The following is a 23,228-nucleotide window of genomic DNA, read 5'->3' on the forward strand; positions in this document are numbered from 1 at the left end:
AATGAATGGTCAATGGTTGTGCCGGGGCATCTTCTCGGCAATCCGGCGGAAATCCGCGGCCCCTTCCAGAACCGCACCGTCCGAAAGCTGGGTCACCGATTGACGATAGATGCGCTGCCAGGGCGTGGCATCCGCAGGCACCGCAGGAATGCCATCGGCCTTTCGGGCAGCAAGCTCTGCATCCGGTACCAACGCGTCGCACTTGCCCTGATTGAAGTCGATGCGGATTACATCACCCGTGCGAAGCCATGCCAGTCCTCCACCGGCGGCACTTTCTGGCGAGGCATTGAGGATCGACGGGCTGTCCGCGGTTCCCGATTGCCGGCCGTCGCCGATTGTCGGCAGGCTGGTTATGCCTTTTTTCAACAGCGCGTCCGGCGGCTGCATGTTGACGACCTCAGCCGAACCCGGCCAGCCGAGCGGTCCGGCCCCGCGAATGACGAGAATGGTGCGCTCATCGATATCGAGAGACGGATCGTTGATACGGGCGTGATAGTCTTCCGAACCATCGAAAACCACACATTTGCCCTCGAAAATCCCCTCTCGACCCGGCTCACTCAGATAACGCTGCCGGAATTCCGCCGAGATCACACTCGTCTTCATGATGGCGAAATCGAACAGATTGCCCTTGAGGACGAGGAAACCGGCCCGTTCCTTGAGCGGCTTATCGTAAGGAAGGATCACGTCGCGGTCGGTCGATTCCCGCCCGTCCAGATTTTCCGCCACGGTCTTGCCGGTCACGGTCGGACAGCTCCCATCAAGCTTGCCTGCCTTCAGAAGCTCCCACATGATGGCGGGCGTACCGCCGGCACGGTGATATTTCTCGCCCAGCCATTTTCCGGCGGGCTGGACATTGGCGATGAGCGGAATGTCATAACCGTGAACCTGCCAGTCTTCCTCGCGAAGTTCGACGCCCGCATGTTTCGCCATCGCCGCCAGATGCGGCTGGGCATTTGTCGAACCGCCGATTGCCGAATTGACGCGGATCGCGTTCAAAAACGCCTCGCGCGTCATGATATCCGAAGGCTTGATATTCTCGACAACCAGTTCGACGGCGCGGCGGCCGGTGCGATAGGCCATCTGGCCGCGTTCGCGGTAAGCGGCCGGGATTGCGCCGCAGCCGGTCAGCGACATGCCGAGCGCTTCGGCAATGGCATTCATGGTAGAGGCCGTGCCCATGGTGTTGCAGTGACCGACCGAAGGAGCGGATTCGAGCGCCGCCTGCAGGAATTCCTCGCGGGTGATTTCGCCGGCGCCGTATTTGCGGCGCATGCGCCAGATGACCGTGCCGGAACCAACCAGATCGCCGTCATGATATCCGTCGAGCATCGGCCCGCCGGATAAGACGATAGCCGGAATATCAACCGTGCTTGCCGCCATCAGCGCCGAAGGCGTGGTCTTGTCGCAGCCCGTGGTCAACACGACGCCATCGAGTGGATAACCGTAAAGCACTTCCACCAGGCTGAGATAGGCAAGATTGCGGTCAAGCGCCGCTGTCGGTCGCTTGCAGTTTTCGAACATCGGATGGGTCGGAAACTCGATGGGGATGCCGCCCGCATCACGGATACCATCGCGCACCCGCTTGACCAGTTCGACATGGACGCGGTTGCAGGGCGTCAGGTCGCTGCCGCTCTGCGCGATGCCGATGACCGGCTTGCCGGAACGCAGCTCTTCCGGCGTCACGCCATAATTCATGAAGCGCTCCAGATAGAGCGCCGTCATGTCGAGATGGTCAGGGTTGTCGAACCAGTCCTGGGATCGCAGCCGCCGCACGGGTGTCTTGTCGTCGCTCATGAGACCGCCTCAGCCCTGTTCCCGGTTGTTGAGTTTTTCGAGGTAAAGCAGGATACCGCTATGGTCGATATCGGCTCCACCATCGCTGACGAAATCATCGAACTCCCGCGTTACCTGCTGGGTCAAAGGCAACGTCAGGGACAAATCCTTCGCCGTCGCCAGCACCCCGTTCAGATCCTTGAGCTGGAACTTGGAGGGTCCGCCTGGCGCGAAATTGCGCTTCACCATGCGTTCGCCGTGCAATTCCAATATCCGGCTTTCGGCAAAACCGCCACGTATGGCGTTACGGAACCCTTCGCGGGATGCCCCGCCCGCTTCCACAAGCATCATCGCCTCGGCAACCGCGCCCATGGTGATGGCGACGATCTGCTGGTTTGCGAGTTTGCAAAGCTGGCCCGCACCGGAGGGGCCGACATAGGTGAGCCTGCCCATCGGCGCGAAGAAATCCGAAAGACCAGAGATCAGCGCCTCATCGCCACCGGCCATGATCGCGAGCGTACCCGCCGTTGCGCCCGGCACACCGCCGGAGACCGGCGCATCGACATGATGAATGCCCATTGCCCGTAGCCGGGAGGAGTGTTCGCGCGCAATAGGCGGCGCAATGGAGCTGCTGTCGATGACAACAGCGCCTTTTTCCAGCGCGTCCGCCACACCCGCCTCGAACAGCACCTCGCCCACGGCTTTGCCGTCGCTCAGCATGGTGATGACGATATCGGCACCCCTGGCGGCTTCGGCCGGCGATGCCGCGAGAACCGCGCCATCGGCAACCAGCGCTTCAGCCTTTTCGACGCTGCGGTTCCACACCGCAACCGAAAAGCCCGCGCCCAGCAGACGCCGGGCCATCGGCCCGCCCATCAGGCCTGTGCCGATAAAGGCAACCGACCGCTTCTTCTCCTCCCCGCCGACACTCATTTCAGTGAACCTCCCAGTTCGTCCTCGATATGAACCTGAATGATCTCTTCGAAGGAGCTTTCAGCCGTAAAGCCAAGTTCACGGGCGCGCTTTGCTTCGAAACCGGGCGCCCAGCCTTCGCACATGCGCATGATCATCTCATTCGGCTCGCGGCGAATGAGGGCAACGGCCTTTTCGCCGGCAACCTTGCGCAGCGCTTCAATCTGTTCGCCAACGGTGGCGCTGAGGCCGGGCATGGACAGGTTGCGGCGCGGACCGACCTTTTCCACGTCGATCGTCGCGCCATGAAGAAGGAAACCAACAGCGGAACGCGGCGAAGCGTGCCAATGGCGAATGCTTTCCGGCACCGGCAGAACCGCTTCCTGACCAACCAGCGGCTCGCGCAGGATATTGGAGAAGAAGCCGGAAGCAGCCGCATTGGGCTTGCCGGGGCGAATGCAGATCGTCGGCAGGCGAATGCCGATACCGTCGAAGAAACCGCGACGGCTATAGTCGGAGAGCAGCAGCTCGCAGATCGCTTTCTGCGTGCCGTAGCTGGTCAGCGGCGTGGTGTGGAACTCATCCGGAATCGGATAAGGGAGCGGCGCACCGAATACGGCGATCGACGAGGTGAAGACCACGCGCGGCTTGTAACCGTCCTTGCCGTTGGCAATGCGGATGGCGTCGAAGAGATAACGCGTGCCATCGAGATTGATACGGTAGCCCTTGTCGAAATCAAGTTCGGCTTCACCGGATACGATGGCAGCAAGATGAAAGATCACATCGGGGCGGGCTTCGACCAGCTTTTCGGCTTCGCCCGGCGCGGACAGATCGGCTGCGCGCGCATCAACCGCACCGGAGAAGCCGGCGGGCGCTTCAGGCTGAAACACGTCGATAAGCGTGAATCTGTCAATCGACTTGCCGCCAAGCGATCCATCCTTGACGAGACGCTGCGTCAGCTTACGGCCAACCATGCCTGCAGCACCGATGATTGCGATATGCATATCTTCCTCCTCTTTGGCCCGGTCATTCTCCCGAGACCGAAAAAACATCATCGGCTCGTGAACCGATAAATTAGCTTGTAAGGTTGTCTGATAACCTTATATGGTTTGATTGAAAATAGTATTTTTTCACAAACCGGCAAAAGCAAGGGCGAAAGACCTTTGCCCGGATATTTTAGGGCGGATTGGACGGAGAGGGTGGAATGACGATCGTGAGCGAACACGATATCGAGGAATTGCGGTTCTCGCTGAAGAACAGGCTGGGCGAGGCATTGCTGCTGACATCGCAGGAAGACATGCTGCGCTATTGCCGCGACTGGCATGGCGACGTCACCAGTTCGGCGGTAGCCGTCATCCGCCCCCGTTCGACCAAGGAAGTCTCCGATACGGTTCGCGCCTGCGCTGAACTCGGTCTCGCCATCATCCCTCAGGGCGGCAATACCGGGCTGGTGCTCGGCGGCATTCCCGATGAGCCAAAGCGTCAGGTCGTGCTGAGCCTCGAGCGCATGAACGCCATCCGCACCATAGACAGCGACGATTTTTCGGCTGTCGTTGAAGCCGGCTGCATTCTGTCGGAATTCAAGGATGCGGTTCAGGACAAGGGAATGTTCTTTCCGCTGTCGCTCGGCGCGCAGGGCAGCTGCCGCATCGGCGGCAACGTCTCGACCAATGCTGGCGGCATCAACGTTCTGCGTTACGGCATGACCCGCGAACTGGTGCTCGGTCTCGAAGTGGTATTGCCTGATGGCACCATCTGGAATGGCCTGTCGACGCTGCGTAAGGACAATCGTGGCATTGACCTGAAGCAGCTTTTCATAGGCGCGGAAGGAACACTCGGCATCATCACGGCCGTGTCCGTAAAGCTCTACCCCAATCCAGAACATGTCGAGACGGCACTGCTCGGCCTCAATTCGCTGGATGACGCCATCAAGCTTTATCGCCGCGCCCGCCGCGAATGCTGCGACCTGATGTCCGCCTTCGAATTCATGCCGCCCGTCGCCTTCACGCTCGCAATCGAAGCAATCCCTGACCTTAAAATGCCGATCGCCGGAGATTATCCGGCCTATGTGCTGATGGAAATTTCCGGCTCGGGGCTAGTAGACACTGCCGACCTGATGGGACGGTTCCTCGAGGGCGTCATGGAAGACGGTCTGGTGCTGGACGGCGTCATCGCCTCCTCGCGAGCACAGGCGCAATCGCTGTGGCTTTTCCGCGAGGGCATGAACGAGGGTCAGGCGCTGCGCGGCAGCCATATGCGCACCGATATTTCCGTGCCGCTGTCAAAACTTGCGGCGTTCGTGGCCGAAGCAGAGGCTGAACTGGCGGAAAAACTGCCGGAATGCCTGGCGGTTTCCTATGGCCATGTCGGAGACGGCAACGTCCATCTCAACGTGCTGCCGCCAAACGGAGCAACGCCGCAGGAGCGCGAAGCTTTCATCTACAAATCGAAAACCCTCGTCAACGAAGTCCTTGACCGTTACGTCGGCAGCATCAGCGCCGAGCACGGCATCGGCCGCCTGAAACGCTCCGATTTCGAAAGCCGGCTATCTGATGTGCAGCGCCGGATGATCACGGGTTTGAAAAATGCCTTTGACCCCGATTTGCGTATGAATCCCGGTTGCCAGATAACCCTGCAACCGGATAGCTAATCGACAAACAGCAAAGGCGGCGGAATACGCTGCCTCTGAAAACCCCGCTGACGGCGAAGGAGGAAGTCGCCTGCTGCGGGAAAAAACGGACCAATCGTTTCTGTGGAACGGGAGCAATCATGACGCTGGAGTTCAGTCAGATACATCGCAACGATCATCTGCCCGGCCGGATCGCCGCGGAGATCGCCCGCGAAATCAATGATTCGAAACTCGGGCCGGGCGACAGGCTGCCGACGGAACATGTTCTGGCGAAAACCTTCGGCGTCAGCCGCTCGGTCATTCGTGAAGCGATCGCGCAATTGCGCAACGAAGGTTTTGTCGAAACACGGCAAGGCGTGGGCGCTTTCGTCACCGATCCCCGGCAGAGACTGTCCATTCGCATCGAGCGGTCCCGTCTGAACGATCCGGAAAATTTCCGCGATCTCTTCCAGCTTCGCATGCCGATGGAAATCGAGGCGGCGGGTCTGGCAGCACTCCACCGCAACCCGCAGCAGCTGGCGCGGCTGGCGGCGGCACTGGAAAAGATGCGAACGACCGACGACTGGTCGACGGAGGGCGTTGCGGCCGATCTCGACTTTCACCGTATTCTGGCGGAAGCGACGCAGAACGAATATTTCCTGATGTTTCTCGGCTTTATCGCAGAACGCATCAGCTCGGCTATCAACATCGCCTTCTCCCGTGCTATTTTCGGGGAAATCCTGGAGGTGACGATCGCCGAACATGTGGCAATCTTCGAAGCCGTCGAACGCGCCGATGCGACTGCGGCCAAGGATGCGATGCGCAAACATCTGCTCGGGGCAGCAAGCCGGGTCAATCTGGAACTGGATATCTTCTGAGCCGCAAACAGAAGCTTAAACGGCAAAGCTATAGGACAGGTTTCGCTGCTTTCCGGCAATCCAGAGGCGAAAGACGATAATTTTGTCTGCGGTGCCGCTAGACTCGCTGTAAAAGTCATACTAAGAAGAATGAGATTAGGTTGTCAGACATCCAGACAATATGACCGCAGGAGGCGGCTGTCGGAGGGCTGAAGGGGAGGATATATATGACCGGCTCAAGGTCCATCGACGCTACCGCTATTTTGCCTGAAGACTTTGAAAACGCCCTGCTCGTCGGCCGCGTATGGTCGAAAAGCGAAGGCGGCCCCTGCCCCGTTCTGCTAAAAGGCGGCGTGCTTTACGACCTCACCTCTATTTCGCCGACCATGTCTGAACTTCTGGAAAAGACGGATCTGGTGGAGCTGCTTGCAGACACCGGCACATTCGTGGCGCTTGGCGCGCTCGAGGCCTTTCTGGATGGCTCCGCTGGTGAACTTCTCGCCCCCAACGATATTCAGGCCGTGAAGGCTGCAGGCGTGACCTTCGCCGACAGCATGCTGGAACGCGTGATCGAGGAGCAGGCCAAGGGCGATCCACTTCGCGCGCAGGAAATACGCGGACGGCTGGCGCCGGTTCTCGGCGACAATCTCAAGGGACTTGAGGCCGGTTCGGAAAAAGCAGCCGAAGTGAAGAAACTGCTGCAGGAAATGGGCCTGTGGTCGCAATATCTGGAAGTTGGCATCGGTCCGGATGCGGAGATATTCTCCAAGGCGCAGGCCATGGCCTCCGTCGGCTGCGGCGCGCTGATCGGCGTTCACCCGAAATCGCAGTGGAACAACCCGGAGCCGGAAGTGGTGCTGGCCATTGCCTCCGACGGCCGTATCGTTGGCGCGACGCTTGGCAACGACGTCAACCTGCGTGACTTCGAGGGCCGCTCCGCCCTCCTGCTCAGCAAGGCAAAAGACAACAACGCATCCTGCGCAATCGGTCCCTTCATCCGCCTGTTTGATGGACGCTTTACCATCGAAGACGTGAAGAAGGCGCAGATATCGCTTCTGGTCGAAGGCGAGGACGGCTTCACCATGACCGGTGCAAGCGCAATGCAGGCGATCAGCCGCACGCCGGAAAACCTCGCTTCCCAGCTCTTGAACCGCAACCATCAGTATCCTGACGGCGCCGTCTTTTTCCTTGGTACGATGTTCGCGCCGGTAAAGGACCGCCATGGCCCGGGTCTCGGCTTCACCCACTCCAAGGGCGACCGTGTCGAAATCTCCACGCCCAAGCTCGGCAAGCTGATCAACTGGGTCACGACGACAGACGAATGCCCGGAATGGACATTCGGCACCGCGGCCCTCATGCGCAACCTGGCGAAACGCGGGCTGCTCTAGGCAATCCAGCAAAACTGCATCGCGGTTTTGCGCCCAGAATTGCGAAAACCCATAGGTGGAGCATTGAGGGCGATCCTTCGTCGAAAATGCTCCAGATATTTCTTCGGGAGGGGAAAATGCAAAAGACCATCAATCTCTTTTACCGGATTCTCGAAATCATTCTCGTCCTGCTGCTCGCCGGCATGTCGATCATGGTCTTCGTCAACGTTGTCATGCGTTACACAATGAATTCCGGCATCAATATCTCGGAAGAATTGTCGCGATACTTCTTCGTATGGCTGACCTTCATCGGCGCCGTACTGACCTTCCGTGAAAACAGCCATATGGGCATCGAAACTCTCGTGATGTTCCTGTCGCGCCGCGCCCGTGTCGTGTGCATGGTCTTGTCGAACATTATCATTCTGGGCTGTTCCGCCATCTTCTTCTGGGGAACATGGAAGCAGTCTGCCATCAACGCCAGCATGCATGCGCCAGTCACCAAGCTGTCGATGATCTGGGTCTACGGCATCGGCATGTTCACCGGCGGCCTGATGTTCATCATCGCTCTGGAACGCCTCTACCGTTATGTGACGGGCCGCGTGACAGAGGACGAAATCGCCCAGTTCGCCGGCGAGAACCTCACGATCGAACAGCTTTCGGAGCGCTGATACCATGACACTTTTCGTTTTTGTCGGCTCTCTTCTCGGAGCCATGGCGATTGGCGTTCCCGTCGCTTTCTCGCTGATGTTCTGTGGCGTCGTGCTCATGTGGTACATGGGCATGTTCAACACCGCGATCATCGCCCAGAACATGATCTCGGGCGCGGACACCTTCACGCTGCTCGCCATCCCCTTCTTCATTCTGGCTGGCGAACTGATGAACTCCGGTGGTCTTTCCCGCCGCATCATCGACTTTGCGATTGCGCTTGTGGGCCATATCAGGGGCGGTCTCGGCATCGTGGCGATTGTCGCGGCCATCATCATGGCCAGCATCTCCGGTTCGGCCGCCGCCGACACCGCAGCCCTTGCCGCGATCCTCATCCCGATGATGGCGAAAGCTGGTTACAACATTCCGCGCTCCGGTGGCCTCATCGCTGCAGGCGGCATCATTGCCCCGGTCATTCCGCCTTCCATGGCCTTCATCGTCTTCGGCGTCGCCGCCAACGTTTCGATCACCCAGCTTTTCCTTGCTGGTATCGTACCCGGCATTCTGATGGGCATTTCGCTGATCATCGCCTGGCTGATCGTGGTCCGAAAGGATAACATCAAGCCCCTGCCCAAGACCTCGGGCAAGGAACGTCTGGTTGCCACGGTCCGCGCCGGCTGGGCGCTTGGCATGCCGGTCATCATTCTGGGCGGCATCAAGGCAGGCATCATGACGCCGACGGAAGCCGCCGTTGTCGCTGCCGGCTACGCTCTTTTCGTCGGCATGGTGATCTACCGCGAACTGAAGCCGGCGGATCTGTTCCACGTTCTTCTGCGCGCTGCCAAGAGCACTTCGATCATCATGTTCCTTGTCTGCGCAGCCCTCGTCTCCGCATGGCTCATCACGGCTGCGAACATTCCAAACGAAGTCGCCGGTTATATCGAACCGCTGATCGATCGTCCGATGCTTCTGATGGTTGCCATGATGGTGCTGGTCTTCATCGTAGGAACCGCGCTCGACCTGACACCGACCATCCTGATCCTGACGCCCGTTCTGATGCCCATCGTCAAGCAGGCAGGCATCGACCCGGTCTATTTCGGCGTCCTCTTCATCATCAACAATGCCATCGGCCTGATTACCCCGCCGGTCGGTGTCGTGCTGAACGTCGTCTCAGGCGTCGGACGCATCCCGCTCGGCAAGGTCACGATCGGTGTATGGCCTTTCCTCGTTGCAGAAACCATCGTTCTGGCGTTGCTCGTGATTTTCCCGGACATCGTGATGGTTCCGCTGCAGTACCTTCGTTAATCGCCACTTCTCAACCAAAATCCAAGGGAGGATATTATGAGAAAGCTTCTTCTGACCACCACGGCCATCGCTTTCGCGGTGGGCGCCGCAGCCCCGGCAATGGCTGAATTCAACAGCCGCAACATCCGCGTTTCGAACGGCATCAACCAGGACCACCCGGTCGGCAACGGCATCAAGGCCATGCAGGCCTGCCTCGACGACAAGTCGGGCGGCAAGCTGAAGCTGACGGCATTCTGGGGCGGCGCTCTCGGCGGCGACCTTCAGGCGACGCAGGCCCTACGCTCCGGCGTTCAGGAAGCGGTTGTTACGTCCTCGTCACCGCTCGTCGGCCTGATCCCGTCGCTCGGCGTCTTCGACCTGCCGTTCCTGTTTTCCAACGCCAAGGAAGCCGATGCCGTGATGGATGGCGCCTTCGGCGACATGATGAACAAGAAGCTGGAAGAACAGGGCCTCGTAAACCTGGCCTACTGGGAAAACGGTTTCCGCAACCTCTCGAACTCCAAGCACGCCGTGAACAAGTGGGAAGACTTTTCCGGCCTGAAGGTTCGCGTGATGCAGAACAACATCTTCCTCGACACCTTCCAGAACCTCGGCGCCAATGCAACGCCGATGGCTTTCGGTGAAGTGTTCTCGGCACTTGAAACCAACGCGATCGACGCACAGGAAAACCCCTATGTGACGATCGACACCTCCAAGTTCTACGAGGTGCAGAAGTACATCACCGAGACGAACCACGCCTACACGCCGTTCCTCTTCCTCTTCTCCAAGCCGATCTTCGACAGCTACACGCCCGAAGAACAGACGGCCCTGCGCGAATGCGCAGTCGTCGGCCGTGACGAAGAGCGCAAGGTCATCCGCGAACTGAACCAGAAGTCGCTGGAAAAGATCAAGGCTGCAGGACTTGAAGTGAACTCGCTGTCTGCGGAAGAGCAGGCACGTATCCGCGAAAAGTCGATGGTCGTCTACGAAAAGCACAAGGCTGAAATCGGTGCCGACGTCGTTGACGCCGTTCTGGCGGACCTGAAGAAGATCCGCGGCCAGTAATCCTGTCTGGATAAAATTAAAACACCCGGAGGTCAGCCTCCGGGTGTTTTTGTTTATGCGAATACAGAAAAGAAAAAGGCTGCCAAAGCAGCCTCTTCCAGAAAATCAGGACGCCGTGCGGTTTTGCCGGTTGGCGATGAGATCTTCGACCACCGCGGGATCTGCAAGCGTCGATGTATCCCCAAGCGCGCCGAAATCATCCTCCGCGATCTTGCGCAGAATACGCCGCATGATCTTACCCGAACGGGTCTTCGGCAGGCCTGGCGCGAACTGGATCTTGTCTGGCGTCGCAACCGGCCCGATCTCGTTGCGGACGTGCTTTACCAGCTCCTCGCGCAGCGCATAGTCGCCGCTCTGGCCTGCCATCAACGTGACATAACAATAAATGCCCTGCCCCTTGATGGCATGCGGGTAACCCACGACCGCCGCTTCCGAAACCTGATGATGCGAAACAAGTGCCGACTCGACTTCGGCGGTGCCGAGGCGGTGGCCGGAGACGTTAAGCACGTCATCGACGCGGCCAGTGATCCAGTAATAACCGTCCTCATCGCGCCGGCAGCCGTCACCGGTGAAGTACTTGCCCTTATAGGTCGAGAAGTAGGTGTCGACGAAGCGCTGGTGATCCCCGTAAACAGATCGCGACTGGCCCGGCCAGCTATCAATGATGCAGAGATTGCCGTCGGCCGGCCCCTCCAGCACGTTGCCTTCGGCATCGACCAGCTGCGGCTGCACGCCGAAGAACGGCCTCGTCGCCGAACCCGGCTTCAGGTCCGTCGCACCCGGCAGCGGCGAGATGAGAATGCCGCCCGTTTCCGTCTGCCACCAGGTATCGACGATGGGGCTCTTGTCCTCGCCGACCACATGGTAATACCACTCCCACGCTTCGGGATTGATCGGCTCGCCCACCGTGCCGAGAAGCCGCAGGCTTTCGCGCGACGAACGCGTGACGAACTGGTCGCCCGCCCCCATCAGGGATCGGAGCGCCGTCGGTGCGGTGTAGAAGATGTTGACCTTGTGCTTGTCGATGACTTCCCAGAACCGTCCCTGATCCGGGAAGTTGGGAACGCCTTCGAACATCAGCGTCGTCGCACAGTTCGCCAGCGGCCCGTAGACGATGTAGGAATGGCCGGTGACCCAGCCGACATCGGCGGTACACCAGAAGACCTCCCCGTCCTTGTAGTCGAAGACGTATTCATGCGTCATCGACGTATAGACGAGATAGCCGCCCGTGGTGTGCAGCACGCCCTTCGGCTTGCCGGTGGAGCCTGACGTGTAGAGGATGAACAGCGGATCTTCCGCCCTCATCTTCACCGGCGGGCAATCCGGTTTCACCGTGGCGATTTCCTGATGGTACCAGATGTCGCGGCCGGGCGCCCAGCCGGTCTTGCCGCCGGTGCGGCGCACGACCAGAACCTTGTTGACGATGACATATTGCTTGGCGGCAATATCGATCGCCTTGTCGGTATTTTCCTTGAGCGGGATCGGCTTGCCGCCACGCACGCCTTCATCGCAGGTGATGACGAAGGTGGACTGGCAATCGACGATGCGGCCGGCCAGCGCTTCCGGCGAGAAGCCGCCGAACACGACCGAATGAATGGCGCCGATGCGGGCGCAGGCGAGCATGGCATAGGCCGCCTCGGGTATCATCGGCATATAGATGGTGACCCGGTCGCCCTTCTTGACACCATGCTTCTTCAGCACGTTCGCCAGGCGGCAGACATAGTCATAGAGCTGATTGTAGGTGATCTTCTTGTCGATATAGGGATTGTCACCTTCCCAGATGATCGCCGTGCGTTCGCCATGCGTCTTCAGGTGCCGGTCGATGCAGTTGTAGGAGACGTTCGTCAGGCCGTCCTCGAACCACTTGATCGGCACTCTTCCCTTGAAGGACGTGTTCTTGACCTTGGTATAGGGCTTGAACCAGTCGATCCGCCGGCCGTGCTTGTCCCAGAACTTCTCGGGATCCTCGACGCTCTCCTGATACCATTTCTGGTAACGCTCATTGTCGATGAGCGTGCGGGCTTTCGCCGATTTGAGCACGGGGTAGATTTTGGCAGACATGAACTCCTCCTGGAACCAGATATGGCTTGATATGCGCGACCTTGAGACTCCCACCTCAGGCATGTGTTGAATTCATAGCAGTTCAAATGCACACGGCAATTAGACAAAGGCATTTGTTTCGCAAAGAATTGCAATTATGATGCAATCCGGTTATAGAGCGCCAATATCCCGGAAATCAGTGGTTGATACCACGCCCGCGACCCCGGCGCGGACGGACAGAAGGACTGTATCTATGGCTCAACAATTGCTCATGCCAAAAGCTACGGCTGTATGGCTGGTAGACAACACCGCGCTGTCGTTCGATCAGATCGCCACGTTCTGCAAACTGCATCCGCTCGAAGTCAAGGCAATCGCCGACGGTGAAGCCGCGCAGGGCATCAAGGGTCTCGACCCGATCGCGACCGGACAGCTTTCCCGCGACGAGATCGCCCGCGCTGAAGGCAACCCGAACCACAAGCTCAAGCTTTCCGAGCCAAAGGTTCGTGTGCCGGAATCCAAGCGCCGTGGCCCGCGCTACACGCCGGTTTCCAAGCGTCAGGATCGTCCGAACGCCATTCTCTGGCTGGTCCGCAATCATCCTGAGCTGAAGGACGCGCAGATTTCGCGTCTTGTTGGCACCACCAAATCCACCATCGAGCAGATCCGCGACCGTACCCACTGGAACTCGGCAAACCTCACCCCGATGGACCCGGTAACGCTTGGTCTCTGCAGCCAGATCGATCTCGATCTTGAAGTTGAACGCGCATCGCGCGGCCGCCCGCTGCCGACAGCAGAAGAGCTTGGCAACACGCTGCAGCCGGCAACGGCGACTGAAGGTCTGGATTACAACTTCCAGCGCGACGAAGAAGAAAAAGCAGATCGACGCGGACGCCGTCTTCAAGAAGCTCAGCTCGTTGAAATCGGCTCCGAAGGACGAAGACGAGGACGATCACTACTGATCGAAAGTCTTTCCGTTTATGAAAACCCGGCCGTCGTGCCGGGTTTTTTTGTTTTCAGAGCTTCAGGGCATTTCCAGTAAACCGGCTATGCGCTTTTACCGGAAATGCTCTAGCGGGCACCGAAGATTGCCGAGCCGACACGCACGCTGGTGGCGCCGAATTCTATCGCCGTCTCGAAGTCCCCCGACATGCCCATAGAGAGCTTCTCGAGGCCGCATTGTCTGGCAAGCTTCGCCAGAAGCGCAAAATGCGGACCAGGATTTTCATCCGCAGGCGGAATGCACATCAGGCCCTCGACCGACAATTTTAGCTCGTCCCGGCAAAAAGCCACGAAGGCGACCGTCTCGCGTGGATCGATGCCGGCCTTCTGCGGCTCCAGCCCGGTATTGACCTGCACATAAAAACGAAGGCTGCGGCCCTGTTTGACGCATTCCTCGGAAAGCGCACGGGCGATCTTTTCCCGATCAACGCTCTGTACGACGTCGAACAGCGCAACGGCATCCGCCGCCTTGTTGGATTGCAGCGGCCCGATCAGGTGCAGCTCTATACCCGATGTCTTTTCTTTAAGCGCAGGCCACTTGCCCTGCGCTTCCTGTACGCGGTTCTCGCCGAACACGCGCTGGCCGCTGTCGATGACCGGCTGGATCTCTTGCGCATCGAACGTCTTCGAGACGGCGACGAGAGAAACATCCGTCGCCTTGCGGCCGGACTTTTCCGCTGTCTCCGCTATGCGTTGCCTGACATCCTCAAGACGTGCTTCGATTTCCATCACAGGACCTCTATTTGAAACATTCTGAACGCTAACTAGACGCCGATTGCCTTGATGCCAAGCGGGTTTAGCACCATTTGAGGCACGCTGGCCAAGATTGAACGCCCGGAGGCCCCGCCAAACTTGACGCCCCGGTCGTTTCATGGTGAAGGTCAGCGCAAATTTTTCCCCTCGATACCCGGAATTCTAAACAATGGCCATCGAACGTTACAATCCTCGCGACGCCGAGCCGCGCTGGCAGCAGAAATGGAACGAAGACAAGGTTTTCGTGACCGACAACAGCGATCCGCGCGAGAAGTATTACGTTCTAGAGATGTTTCCCTACCCGTCGGGACGCATTCACATGGGCCACGTCCGCAACTACGCGATGGGCGATGTCGTTGCGCGCTACAAGCGCGCGCGCGGCTTCAACGTTCTGCACCCCATGGGCTGGGACGCCTTCGGCATGCCTGCCGAAAACGCGGCTATGCAGAACAAGGTTCACCCGAAGGACTGGACCTATCAGAACATCGCCACCATGCGTGGCCAGCTGAAATCCATGGGCCTGTCGCTGGACTGGACCCGCGAATTTGCGACTTGCGATGTGGAATATTACCACCGCCAGCAGGCGCTGTTCGTCGATTTCATGGAAAAGGGTCTGGTCTACCGCAAGCAGTCCAAGGTGAACTGGGATCCGGTCGACCATACCGTTCTGGCCAATGAGCAGGTCATCGACGGCCGCGGCTGGCGCTCCGGCGCGCTGGTCGAACAGCGCGAATTGACTCAGTGGTTCTTCCGAATCACCGATTTCAGCCAGGATCTGCTGGACGAGCTGGACACGCTGGATCAGTGGCCGGAAAAAGTACGCCTGATGCAGAAGAACTGGATCGGCCGCTCTGAAGGCCTGTCGCTGCGCTGGCAGACCGTTGCTGGCACAGTGCCGGAAGGCTTTGCCGATATCACCGTTTATACCACGCGTCCCGACACCCTGTTCGGCGCATCCTTCCTGGCAATCGCCGCCGACCATCCGCTGGCAAGAGAGCTGTCGGAGAAGAACCCTGATATTGCCGAGTTCTGCGACGAATGCCGCCGCCATGGCACGTCTCTCGCAGCGCTGGAAACAGCGGAAAAGAAGGGTATCGATACCGGCGTCAAGGTCGTACATCCGCTGGACCCGACGTGGGAACTGCCGGTCTATGTCGCCAACTTCGTGCTGATGGACTACGGCACCGGCGCGATATTCGGCTGCCCTTCGGGTGACCAGCGCGATCTGGATTTCGCCCGTAAATACGATTTGCCGGTAGTGGCCGTCGTTGCGCCGGAAGGCCCCGACGCTGCCAGCTTCACCATTGAAGACGTCGCCTTCACCGATGATGGCGTGATGATCAACTCCGGCTTCCTGAACGGCATGAACACGACTGACGCCTTTGAGGCGGTCGTGCAGAAGCTCTCTGCCCAGACGCTGGGCAACACGCCGCAGGCCGAGCGCAAGGTCAATTTCCGCCTGCGCGACTGGGGCATTTCCCGCCAGCGTTACTGGGGTTGCCCGATACCCGTCATCCATTGCGAAGTCTGCGGCGTAGTTCCGGTTCCGAAGAAGGACCTGCCGGTCAAGCTGCCCGACGACGTGACCTTCGACGTGCCCGGCAACCCACTGGATCGCCACCCCACATGGCGTCACGTTGCCTGCCCGCAATGCGGCCATGACGCACGCCGTGAAACCGACACGATGGACACATTCGTCGATTCCAGCTGGTACTACACGCGCTTCACCGCGCCTTGGGAAGATGAGCCGACGGATCCGAAGGCCGCAAACCACTGGCTGCCGGTGGACCAGTATATCGGCGGCATCGAGCATGCTATTCTCCACTTGCTCTATTCGCGCTTCTTCACCCGCGCCATGCGCGAGACCGGCCATGTCGGCGTCAAGGAGCCCTTCAAGGGTCTGTTCACGCAGGGCATGGTTGTGCACGAGACCTACAGCCACGGTGAAGGCCTGACCCGCGAATGGGTAGCGCCCGCCGACCTGCGCATCGAAGAGACTGACGGTGCCCGCCGGGCATTCCTCTTGTCCTCCGGGGCGGAAGTGAAGATCGGCTCGATCGAGAAGATGTCGAAGTCGAAGAAGAACGTGGTCGATCCGGATGACATCATCGCATCCTACGGTGCGGATACCGCTCGCTTCTTCGTCCTGTCGGATTCTCCGCCCGACCGCGACGTCATCTGGTCCGAAGCCGGTGTGGAAGGCTCAAACCGCTTCGTACAGCGCGTCTGGCGCATCATCGGCGAAGTCGCGACCGAACTGAAGAGCGTCACGCCGAAGCCCGCGAGCGAGGGCGAGGGCCTGGCAGTATCCAAGGCGGCCCACAAGACGCTGAAGGCCGTTCAGGAGGATCTGGACAAGCTTGCCTTCAACAAGGCGATCGCCCGCATCTACGAACTGGTCAACGCGCTCGCAGCTCCGCTGGCGGATGTCGCGGCTGGTGGCAAGCCTGATGACGTCAAGGCGGCGGCGCGTGATGCCGTCGAAATCCTCATTCGCATCATTGCCCCCATGACGCCGCATCTGGCCGAAGAATGCTGGTCGGCGCTGGGCAACGAGGGTCTCGTCGCCCAGACGCCGTGGCCAACTTTTGTACCCTCGCTGGTCGAGGAAAACGATGTGGTCATGCCCGTTCAGGTCAACGGCAAGAAGCGCGGCGAATTGACAATCGCGCGCGATGCGGATCAAGATGCGGTCCGAGCGGCTGCCCTTGCGCTGGATGCCGTCAAATCCATTCTTGCCGGTGGCGAGCCCAAAAAAGTCATCGTGGTTCCGCAGAGGATTGTGAACATTGTTGTCTGACGTATTTTCGAGATGGAGCCGCGTTGCGGCAGCAGTTTCCGTCGTGATGATGGCCGGTCTTCTGGCAGGCTGCCAGGTCCGCCCGCTTTACGGCGAGGCTTCCGGAACCAAGGAGAGACTGGCGGCTGTCAGCATCTCGAATGCCGGCGACCGCATAACGCAGGAAGTGCGCAATCAGCTGATCTTCCTGGTGTCCGGCGGTGCGGGTGAACCGGCTACGGCTCAGTACAACGTCAAGTTATCCGTAAGCTCGAGCGCCACGTCCACGGAAGTCGAGAACTACGATCTGACGACCCGTACCAACAGCAATTATAACGGCCCTTACCCAGGCCGTGTTGTGATGAACGGTAATTACGTCCTGACGCGTATTTCCGACGGCCAGATCCTGCGCTCCGCGCGGCGTAGCGTAACGGCGCAGGTGGATCTGCCACAGCAGGAATTCGCCAAGATCAGGGCGATCCGCGACGCAGAAAACCGTGCGGCCCGGGAACTGGCTGAAATCATCCGTACCGATATCGCTGCCACCCTTGGCCGCTGAGAGCGGCGGCCGTGGCAGAGATAAAATCGCATGAATTTGAGCGCTTCGCCGAAAATCCGGCGGAGCGCTTTCGCGTTTTCGTGCTCTACGGCCCGGATCGCGGCCTCGTGTCGGAGCGGGCCAACCTCATCGCCAAAAAGACCGGCATTGACCCGGATGACGCCTTTGCATCGTTGAAGCTGAGCGCATCCGACCTGCAGGGCGATCCCGGCCGCCTTCTCGACGAGGTGAACGCCATCGGCCTTTTCGGTGGCGAAAAACTCGTCTGGATCAAAAGTGCCTCGGCTGAAAAGGCGCTGGTGGATGCTCTCCAGATTCTGGCTGAGACGCCGCCCGAAGCCAGCTTCCTCATCATCGAGGCCGGCGACATCAAAAAAGGCACGGGCCTGCGCAAGATCGCAGAACCCGCTCGCTCTATCGCAGCAATCCCGTGTTATGCGGATGACGCCCGTTCGTTGAATGCGTTGATCGATCAGGAACTGTCTGCCGACAATCTGCGCATTGCCCCGGCCGCACGGCAGAGGCTGATCGAGCAGTTGGGCGGCGACCGGATTGCCTCGCGCAACGAGATCCGCAAGCTTGCGCTCTATTGCCGCGGCGCAGAGGTGATCGAGGAAGATGATGTGCTGGCAATCATCGGCGATGCCAGCACGGTTTCGGCTGACGACGCCGTCGATGCCATCCTGAAGGGCGACAGAAACGCCTTTTTCCACGCGACCCAGAAGATCGTCTCGTCGAAGACGCCGATCTTTCTCGTGCTTCAGGGATGCCTCAAGCAATTTCAGTTGCTGGATCAGATGCGTGCCGAAATGGATGAGAAAAAGCAGCAGGCCGGGCAGGTCATGCAAACGCTTGGACGCCACATCCATTTTCGCAGGAAACCGGTGATCGAGAGAGCGTTGCGAACCTGGCAGCCAGCGGCGATCGCCCGTGAGATGAACCGCCTGCAAGCGGCCATATTGCAAAGCCGCCAGCGCCAAAGCCTGGAAGACAGCGTGGCGCTTTTGACCCTGCTATCGACCACATTGCAATCCGGCCGCGGCGGATAACTCGCTGAAGGTCGGCAAAAAGCCCTCACGCTGACGCTGCGAGGGCTTTTAAAATCATGATACCAAGGACACCAGTCGTTGAGAACTCAGTCGCCCTTACCCGGCTCGGCAGAGAAATAAAGCTCGAGCTTGCCTGTCACGCCATCCATTTCCTTGGCTTCCGGCAAGGGGTCGCGCTTGATGGTGATATTCGGCCAGATCGCCGCATATTCCGTATTCAGCTTCAGCCACTTGTCGAGACCTGGCTCAGTGTCAGGCTTGATCGCTTCGGCAGGACATTCCGGTTCGCACACACCACAATCGATGCATTCGTCAGGATTGATAGCGAGGAAATTTTCACCCTCGTAAAAGCAGTCGACAGGGCAGACTTCAACGCAATCGGTGTATTTGCAGCGGATGCAATTGTCGGTCACGACATATGTCATGATGAACTCCAGAATATGCAGGCCGGGTCTGTGGGCTTCGGAACACAAGCCGTCGCCCGGAATTCAGACAGGGCAATTTTGCAAGTGAGGTAATGCCTTTGCCTTCAGATAGCAAGGATAAACAATTCTGAAAAACCGCTAAGACTTGAAGGTTTATTCTATTCTTTGTTTCCGTCGCTGTCCGACAGGAACCTGTCGAGCGCCCTGCGCTCTTTTTTGGTGGGGCGACCGCTTCCCGGCTGACGTATCGCCTGCTCCAGGGGGCTCAGCCTGTCGGAAGGCTCGCGCGGCGGCGTCAGATCGTCGTAGAGAAGTTTGGCTTCTTCATAGGGTCCGCGCCGCTCGCCCCCGGATTTGACGACAAGCACCTTGTCCATGCGCTCGAAACCGATATCGAGCCTGTCACCCGCCTTTACCAGATGGCTGGGCTGGCGAATGGAGACACCGTTGACCTTGACCTTGCCAGACTGAATGTAACTCTGGGCAAGTGAACGGGATTTGGCCATGCGGGCAAAGAACAGCCACTTGTCCAGACGCTGACGCGTGCTTTCGAGTGGCTGTTCGTTGCTCCCCATGGCTTACTTCTTCAGCTGCTCCTTGAGAGCAGCAAGCTTGGCGAAGGGCGAGTCCGGATCGATCGGCTTTTCCTTACGCGGCGGCTTGGCTTCGAAACGCTGCTGACCCTGCGGTTTCCCGCCACGGTCGTTGCGGTCCGGCCTGTCCTTGCGCTCCCCGCGGTCCTGACGATCATTATTGCGGTTGTTGCCACGGTCGGGACGTCCGCCATCACGCTTGCGCTCGCCGTCACCGCCACGATTGGCAGCCTCGCGATTTGCTCCGTCACGATTATCGCGACGGCCTTCGCCACGACGTTCACCCGGTTCGCGTGGCGCCTGATCGCGACCCTCGCCACGGCCTTGACCGCGGTTGCCGGGACGACGGTTTTCACCACGCTGGTTTTCGTTGCGACCACCCGGACGCCAAAGAAGAACAGGCTTCGGCTCGGCAGCCTCGGCGCTTTCCGTCGGCGCAGCCTCGCTAACAGCAGCCTCTTGGCCCACAGCTTCCGCAACCGGCGCTTCTTCAGCAGCTTCGACAGTCGTCGTCTCGGAAACCTGCTCTTCCGAAGCCGGTTCCTCGTGTTCGGTCTCTGCACTCTCGTCTTCCGTCACCGCTTCAGAAGCGGCCGGAGCGGCAGCACCGGTCTGGTTGGCGAGGAAGGCCTGCGCCTCTTCCGCCGTTACCTGATCGGCACGATAACCGAGACCCTTGAGGATTTCTTCCATGTCGTCGAGCGTTGCGCCGAGAATGGAAAGCATCGCGGTCGTCGTCGTGAAACGGCGGCCGTCATAAGCGCCTTCCGGACGCGGCTGCTGACCGGGCTTCCACTGCAACAGCGGACGGATGAGATCGGCCAGACGCTCGAGAATGTCGATACGCACGGCGCGCTTTCCGAGGAAACGGAAACCGGCGAGCTTGTAGAACATCCGCTCGAAGGTCGGGTCCGTCACGACAGAGGTGCGACCGGCGGCCAGCACCGGAATGAGATCGCCATAACCCGGCTTGCCGAGACCATCGTTCTTCAGCGCCCAGAGCAGCGTCACAAGCTCCGCCGGAGCTGGCTTGAGAAGCGCGGGCAGGAAGACGTGATAGGCGCCGAAACGCACGCCGTAGCGGCGCATGGAGGCGCGTGCGTCCTGATCCAGCGACTTCACGTCTTCGGTGACGTCACGGCGGAACAGGACACCGAGATTTTCGACCAGCTGGAACGCCAGCCCCTTCGCCAGACCCTGAAGGTCTTCGGCGCGCGAAATATCGTCCAGCGGCTTCAGCACGGTCGCAATCTGATGATTAACGAAACGTTCGACGCGCGCCAGCGCATGATCGCGGGCATTGCCGCTCAACTGCTCGTCGGCAAAGAGGATCACGCGCGGCTTCATGATATTGTCGCCTGCCGAAAGGCGGGCCACCGGTTCGCCCAACCAGCGAACCAGACCATCGGAGCTCAAAGCGAGATCACCGTTTCCGCTGGCGTGCAGACGCGCGGCACGCGCCTCGTATTCGAGCGCGAGCGCCTTCTGCGCAGCAGCCTGCACGGCCTTCTGATCCGGCCCTTCCATTCCCGGCACCGGCGTGAACCGGAACCCGGCCAACTGGCCGACGTGATGTCCTTCTACGAAGACATCACCATTTACACTGATTTCAGCTTCAAGCATCGCATTCTCTCTCAGGCGCCTCATGAGCACAGATGTCCTGCGATCAACAAAGCGTTTCGTCAACCTTTCATGTAGAGCATCGGACAATCGATCTTCGATTTCCCGCGTCTTTTCTTGCCAGTGTGTCGGATCGGCAAGCCATCCTGGGCGGTTCGATACATAAGTCCATGTTCTGATCTGCGCAATCCTTGCAGACAAGGTATCGATCTCTCCATCGGTACGATCGGCGCGGCGCACCTGTTCGCCCATGAAATCTTCGTTCACCGTGCCACGTTTTACCAGATCGAAATAGAGCGTTGAGATCAGATCAGCATGTTGAGCGGGCGCAATGCGGCGATAATCCGGAAGCGCGCAGGCCTCCCAGAGTTTTTCCACCCGCGCCTCCGTCGTCGCCACGTCGATGATTTCAGGGTAGCGCGACAGATATTCGAGCGCCTGCTGGTCGATCGCCGGCAAGGCCCGTGACAGTCCCTGGATCGCCGGGGCGGCTTCGAGGCTCAGACGCAGATTGCTGATGGAGGAAAAATCGAAATTTTTCGTCCGCCATTGCAGCACCTTCACCGAGTCGAACTGATGGGTTTCGATACGCTCCACCAACTCGTCGTCAAATGGATCGACGCGCCCCGTCACGCCAAAGGTGCCATCGCGAAGATGGCGGCCGGCGCGGCCGGCGATCTGGCCGATCTCGCCCGGATTGAGATTGCGGAACTGATAGCCGTCGAACTTGCGGTCCTGCGCAAAGGCGACATGATCGACATCGAGGTTGAGGCCCATGCCGATGGCATCCGTCGCAACGAGATATTCGACGTCGCCGGACTGGTAGAGCCCCACCTGGGCGTTGCGCGTACGCGGCGAAAGCGCGCCCATCACAACGGCTGCGCCACCACGCTGGCGGCGCACCAGCTCGGCAATGGCATAGACCTCTTCCGCCGAAAAGGCGACGATTGCCGTGCGTTGCGGCAGGCGGGTTATCTTCTTCTGGCCCGCATAAAAAAGCTGCGACAGGCGCGGACGTTCGACCACGGTAATTCCCGGCAGCAGCTTTTCGAGGATCGGGCGCATCGTGCCCGCACCCAGAAGCAGCGTTTCCTCCCGCCCGCGCAGATGCAGCACGCGGTCGGTAAAGATATGCCCGCGCTCCAGATCACCCGCCAGCTGCACTTCATCGATGGCGACGAATGCGGCCGTTGTCTCGCGCGGCATGGCTTCCACCGTGCAGACGGAATATTTGGCTTTAGGAGGGGCGATCTTTTCTTCGCCGGTTATCAGCGCCACATTCGGCGCGCCCACCTTTTCGACAAGACGGGTATAGACCTCACGCGCCAGAAGGCGCAGCGGAAGGCCGATGACACCGTTGCCATGTGCCACCATGCGCTCGATGGCGTAATGGGTCTTGCCGGTATTGGTGGGGCCGAGAACGGCCGTGACACCGCGGCCGCTCAGGATCATGGGGCGAAAATTCAACGTACTATCCGTGAATCGACTTCATCTGCTTGCTGTACCGCCCGCCATTCACTGATACGGGCCGCACACGCAACACACATGGCAACGCCCGCCGACAAAGGCAATAGGCCTTGTCCGCAAAGTGGTAAGAGGTCCTCCCCCGGCAGAATTTTCCTTTTTGATTCAGATACTTGAAATATTAAAAAGAATCCGGCGAAACCGGAATTGATTCGGATACGGAACAGTCTGCGAACGAATCGAATACGAATCGCTGACTCCAATGGATTCAGCTTTTGTTCTCCGCAACATCTGGTTGGCAGATGCCTGCCCTATACCAGATTGTGAATCCGGGTAAGTCCTTGTCCGGATTCAGCTTTGCGGCACCGGCTTCCGGCGGAAAACACCGGAATCGACTGTCAAGCGGCAATCGCTGGAAAGCCGCTTCGGCACAGGC

General features: G+C 59.3%; 17 protein-coding genes and 1 pseudogene. 10 read left to right on the forward strand and 8 right to left on the reverse strand.

What is annotated here, in order from left to right:
• Positions 1-9: 9 nt before the first annotated feature.
• Genes RBH71_RS25810 through denD form a run of 3 tightly spaced genes read right to left on the reverse strand, consistent with a single transcriptional unit; the run spans position 10 to position 3,689 of the window.
• A complete protein-coding gene (locus RBH71_RS25810) occupies positions 10-1,794 on the reverse strand; it encodes an IlvD/Edd family dehydratase (RefSeq protein WP_003516539.1) in 1,785 nt (594 codons plus the stop codon).
• 9 nt (positions 1,795-1,803) lie between these two features.
• Positions 1,804-2,706 carry an NAD(P)-dependent oxidoreductase gene (locus tag RBH71_RS25815; protein WP_003516538.1) on the reverse strand — a complete coding sequence of 301 codons (903 nt, stop codon included), beginning with the start codon at positions 2,704-2,706 and terminating at the stop codon, positions 1,804-1,806.
• Positions 2,703-3,689 (reverse strand): D-erythronate dehydrogenase, encoded by a 987-nt coding sequence (denD, locus tag RBH71_RS25820; RefSeq protein WP_003516536.1) that lies wholly within the window; start codon positions 3,687-3,689, stop codon positions 2,703-2,705. Before denD ends, RBH71_RS25815 begins: the two co-directional genes overlap by 4 nt.
• 200 nt (positions 3,690-3,889) lie before the next feature.
• On the opposite strand from denD, the gene RBH71_RS25825 reads away from it, so the two are divergent.
• The 6 genes from RBH71_RS25825 (at position 3,890) to RBH71_RS25850 (ending at position 10,511) form a co-directional block, all read left to right on the forward strand.
• Positions 3,890-5,335 (forward strand): FAD-binding oxidoreductase, encoded by a 1,446-nt coding sequence (locus RBH71_RS25825; RefSeq protein WP_003516535.1) that lies wholly within the window; start codon positions 3,890-3,892, stop codon positions 5,333-5,335.
• A gap of 119 nt (positions 5,336-5,454) precedes the next feature.
• Positions 5,455-6,171 (forward strand): FadR/GntR family transcriptional regulator, encoded by a 717-nt coding sequence (locus RBH71_RS25830; RefSeq protein WP_003516533.1) that lies wholly within the window; start codon positions 5,455-5,457, stop codon positions 6,169-6,171.
• 206 nt (positions 6,172-6,377) lie between these two features.
• On the forward strand, positions 6,378-7,538 hold the full coding sequence (locus tag RBH71_RS25835) for a fumarylacetoacetate hydrolase family protein (RefSeq protein ID WP_003516531.1): 1,161 nt from the start codon (positions 6,378-6,380) through the stop codon (positions 7,536-7,538).
• A 116-nt stretch (positions 7,539-7,654) separates the two neighbouring features.
• The gene (locus RBH71_RS25840) at positions 7,655-8,185 is read left to right on the forward strand and encodes a TRAP transporter small permease (RefSeq protein ID WP_003516529.1); all 531 of its coding nucleotides are present in this window, start codon (positions 7,655-7,657) and stop codon (positions 8,183-8,185) included.
• A gap of 4 nt (positions 8,186-8,189) precedes the next feature.
• Positions 8,190-9,467 (forward strand): TRAP transporter large permease, encoded by a 1,278-nt coding sequence (locus RBH71_RS25845; RefSeq protein ID WP_003516526.1) that lies wholly within the window; start codon positions 8,190-8,192, stop codon positions 9,465-9,467.
• Between the two features lie 36 nt (positions 9,468-9,503).
• Positions 9,504-10,511 (forward strand): TRAP transporter substrate-binding protein, encoded by a 1,008-nt coding sequence (locus RBH71_RS25850; RefSeq protein ID WP_003516523.1) that lies wholly within the window; start codon positions 9,504-9,506, stop codon positions 10,509-10,511.
• Between the two features lie 105 nt (positions 10,512-10,616).
• On the opposite strand, the gene acs is transcribed toward RBH71_RS25850, so the two are convergent.
• Positions 10,617-12,572: an acetate--CoA ligase gene (gene acs / locus RBH71_RS25855; RefSeq protein ID WP_003516521.1), complete on the reverse strand. Its 1,956-nt coding sequence runs from the start codon at positions 12,570-12,572 to the stop codon at positions 10,617-10,619.
• A 232-nt stretch (positions 12,573-12,804) separates the two neighbouring features.
• On the opposite strand from acs, the pseudogene RBH71_RS25860 reads away from it, so the two are divergent.
• A pseudogene (locus RBH71_RS25860) lies at positions 12,805-13,510 on the forward strand (DUF1013 domain-containing protein).
• A gap of 109 nt (positions 13,511-13,619) precedes the next feature.
• On the opposite strand, the gene RBH71_RS25865 reads toward RBH71_RS25860, so the two are convergent.
• Positions 13,620-14,279 carry a YggS family pyridoxal phosphate-dependent enzyme gene (locus tag RBH71_RS25865; protein WP_003516516.1) on the reverse strand — a complete coding sequence of 220 codons (660 nt, stop codon included), beginning with the start codon at positions 14,277-14,279 and terminating at the stop codon, positions 13,620-13,622.
• 193 nt (positions 14,280-14,472) lie between these two features.
• Here RBH71_RS25865 and leuS point away from each other — a divergent pair, with 193 nt between their 5' ends.
• The 3 genes from leuS to holA are packed head-to-tail and all read left to right on the forward strand — an operon-like array spanning position 14,473 to position 18,690.
• Positions 14,473-17,103, forward strand: a complete 2,631-nt coding sequence (gene leuS, locus RBH71_RS25870) for a leucine--tRNA ligase (RefSeq protein WP_003516514.1) — start codon at positions 14,473-14,475, stop codon at positions 17,101-17,103.
• A gap of 46 nt (positions 17,104-17,149) precedes the next feature.
• Positions 17,150-17,641 carry an LPS assembly lipoprotein LptE gene (gene lptE, locus RBH71_RS25875; RefSeq protein ID WP_003516512.1) on the forward strand — a complete coding sequence of 164 codons (492 nt, stop codon included), beginning with the start codon at positions 17,150-17,152 and terminating at the stop codon, positions 17,639-17,641.
• Positions 17,642-17,652: 11 nt separating this feature from the next.
• Positions 17,653-18,690: a DNA polymerase III subunit delta gene (gene holA, locus RBH71_RS25880; protein WP_003516510.1), complete on the forward strand. Its 1,038-nt coding sequence runs from the start codon at positions 17,653-17,655 to the stop codon at positions 18,688-18,690.
• An 86-nt stretch (positions 18,691-18,776) separates the two neighbouring features.
• Here holA and fdxA read toward each other — a convergent pair whose 3' ends face one another.
• The 3 genes from fdxA to RBH71_RS25895 all read right to left on the reverse strand — a co-directional run bounded on the left by fdxA (position 18,777) and on the right by RBH71_RS25895 (position 22,780).
• Positions 18,777-19,115, reverse strand: coding sequence for a ferredoxin FdxA (fdxA, locus tag RBH71_RS25885; protein ID WP_003516508.1), 339 nt, complete (start codon positions 19,113-19,115; stop codon positions 18,777-18,779).
• A 158-nt stretch (positions 19,116-19,273) separates the two neighbouring features.
• On the reverse strand, positions 19,274-19,690 hold the full coding sequence (locus RBH71_RS25890) for an RNA-binding S4 domain-containing protein (RefSeq protein WP_003516506.1): 417 nt from the start codon (positions 19,688-19,690) through the stop codon (positions 19,274-19,276).
• A 3-nt stretch (positions 19,691-19,693) separates the two neighbouring features.
• A complete protein-coding gene (locus RBH71_RS25895) occupies positions 19,694-22,780 on the reverse strand; it encodes a helicase-related protein (RefSeq protein WP_003516503.1) in 3,087 nt (1,028 codons plus the stop codon).
• Positions 22,781-23,228 lie beyond the last annotated feature (448 nt).

The organism is Rhizobium sp. AN68 (assembly GCF_030758035.1).
GTDB classification, from domain to species: Bacteria; Pseudomonadota; Alphaproteobacteria; order Rhizobiales; family Rhizobiaceae; genus Agrobacterium; species Agrobacterium tumefaciens.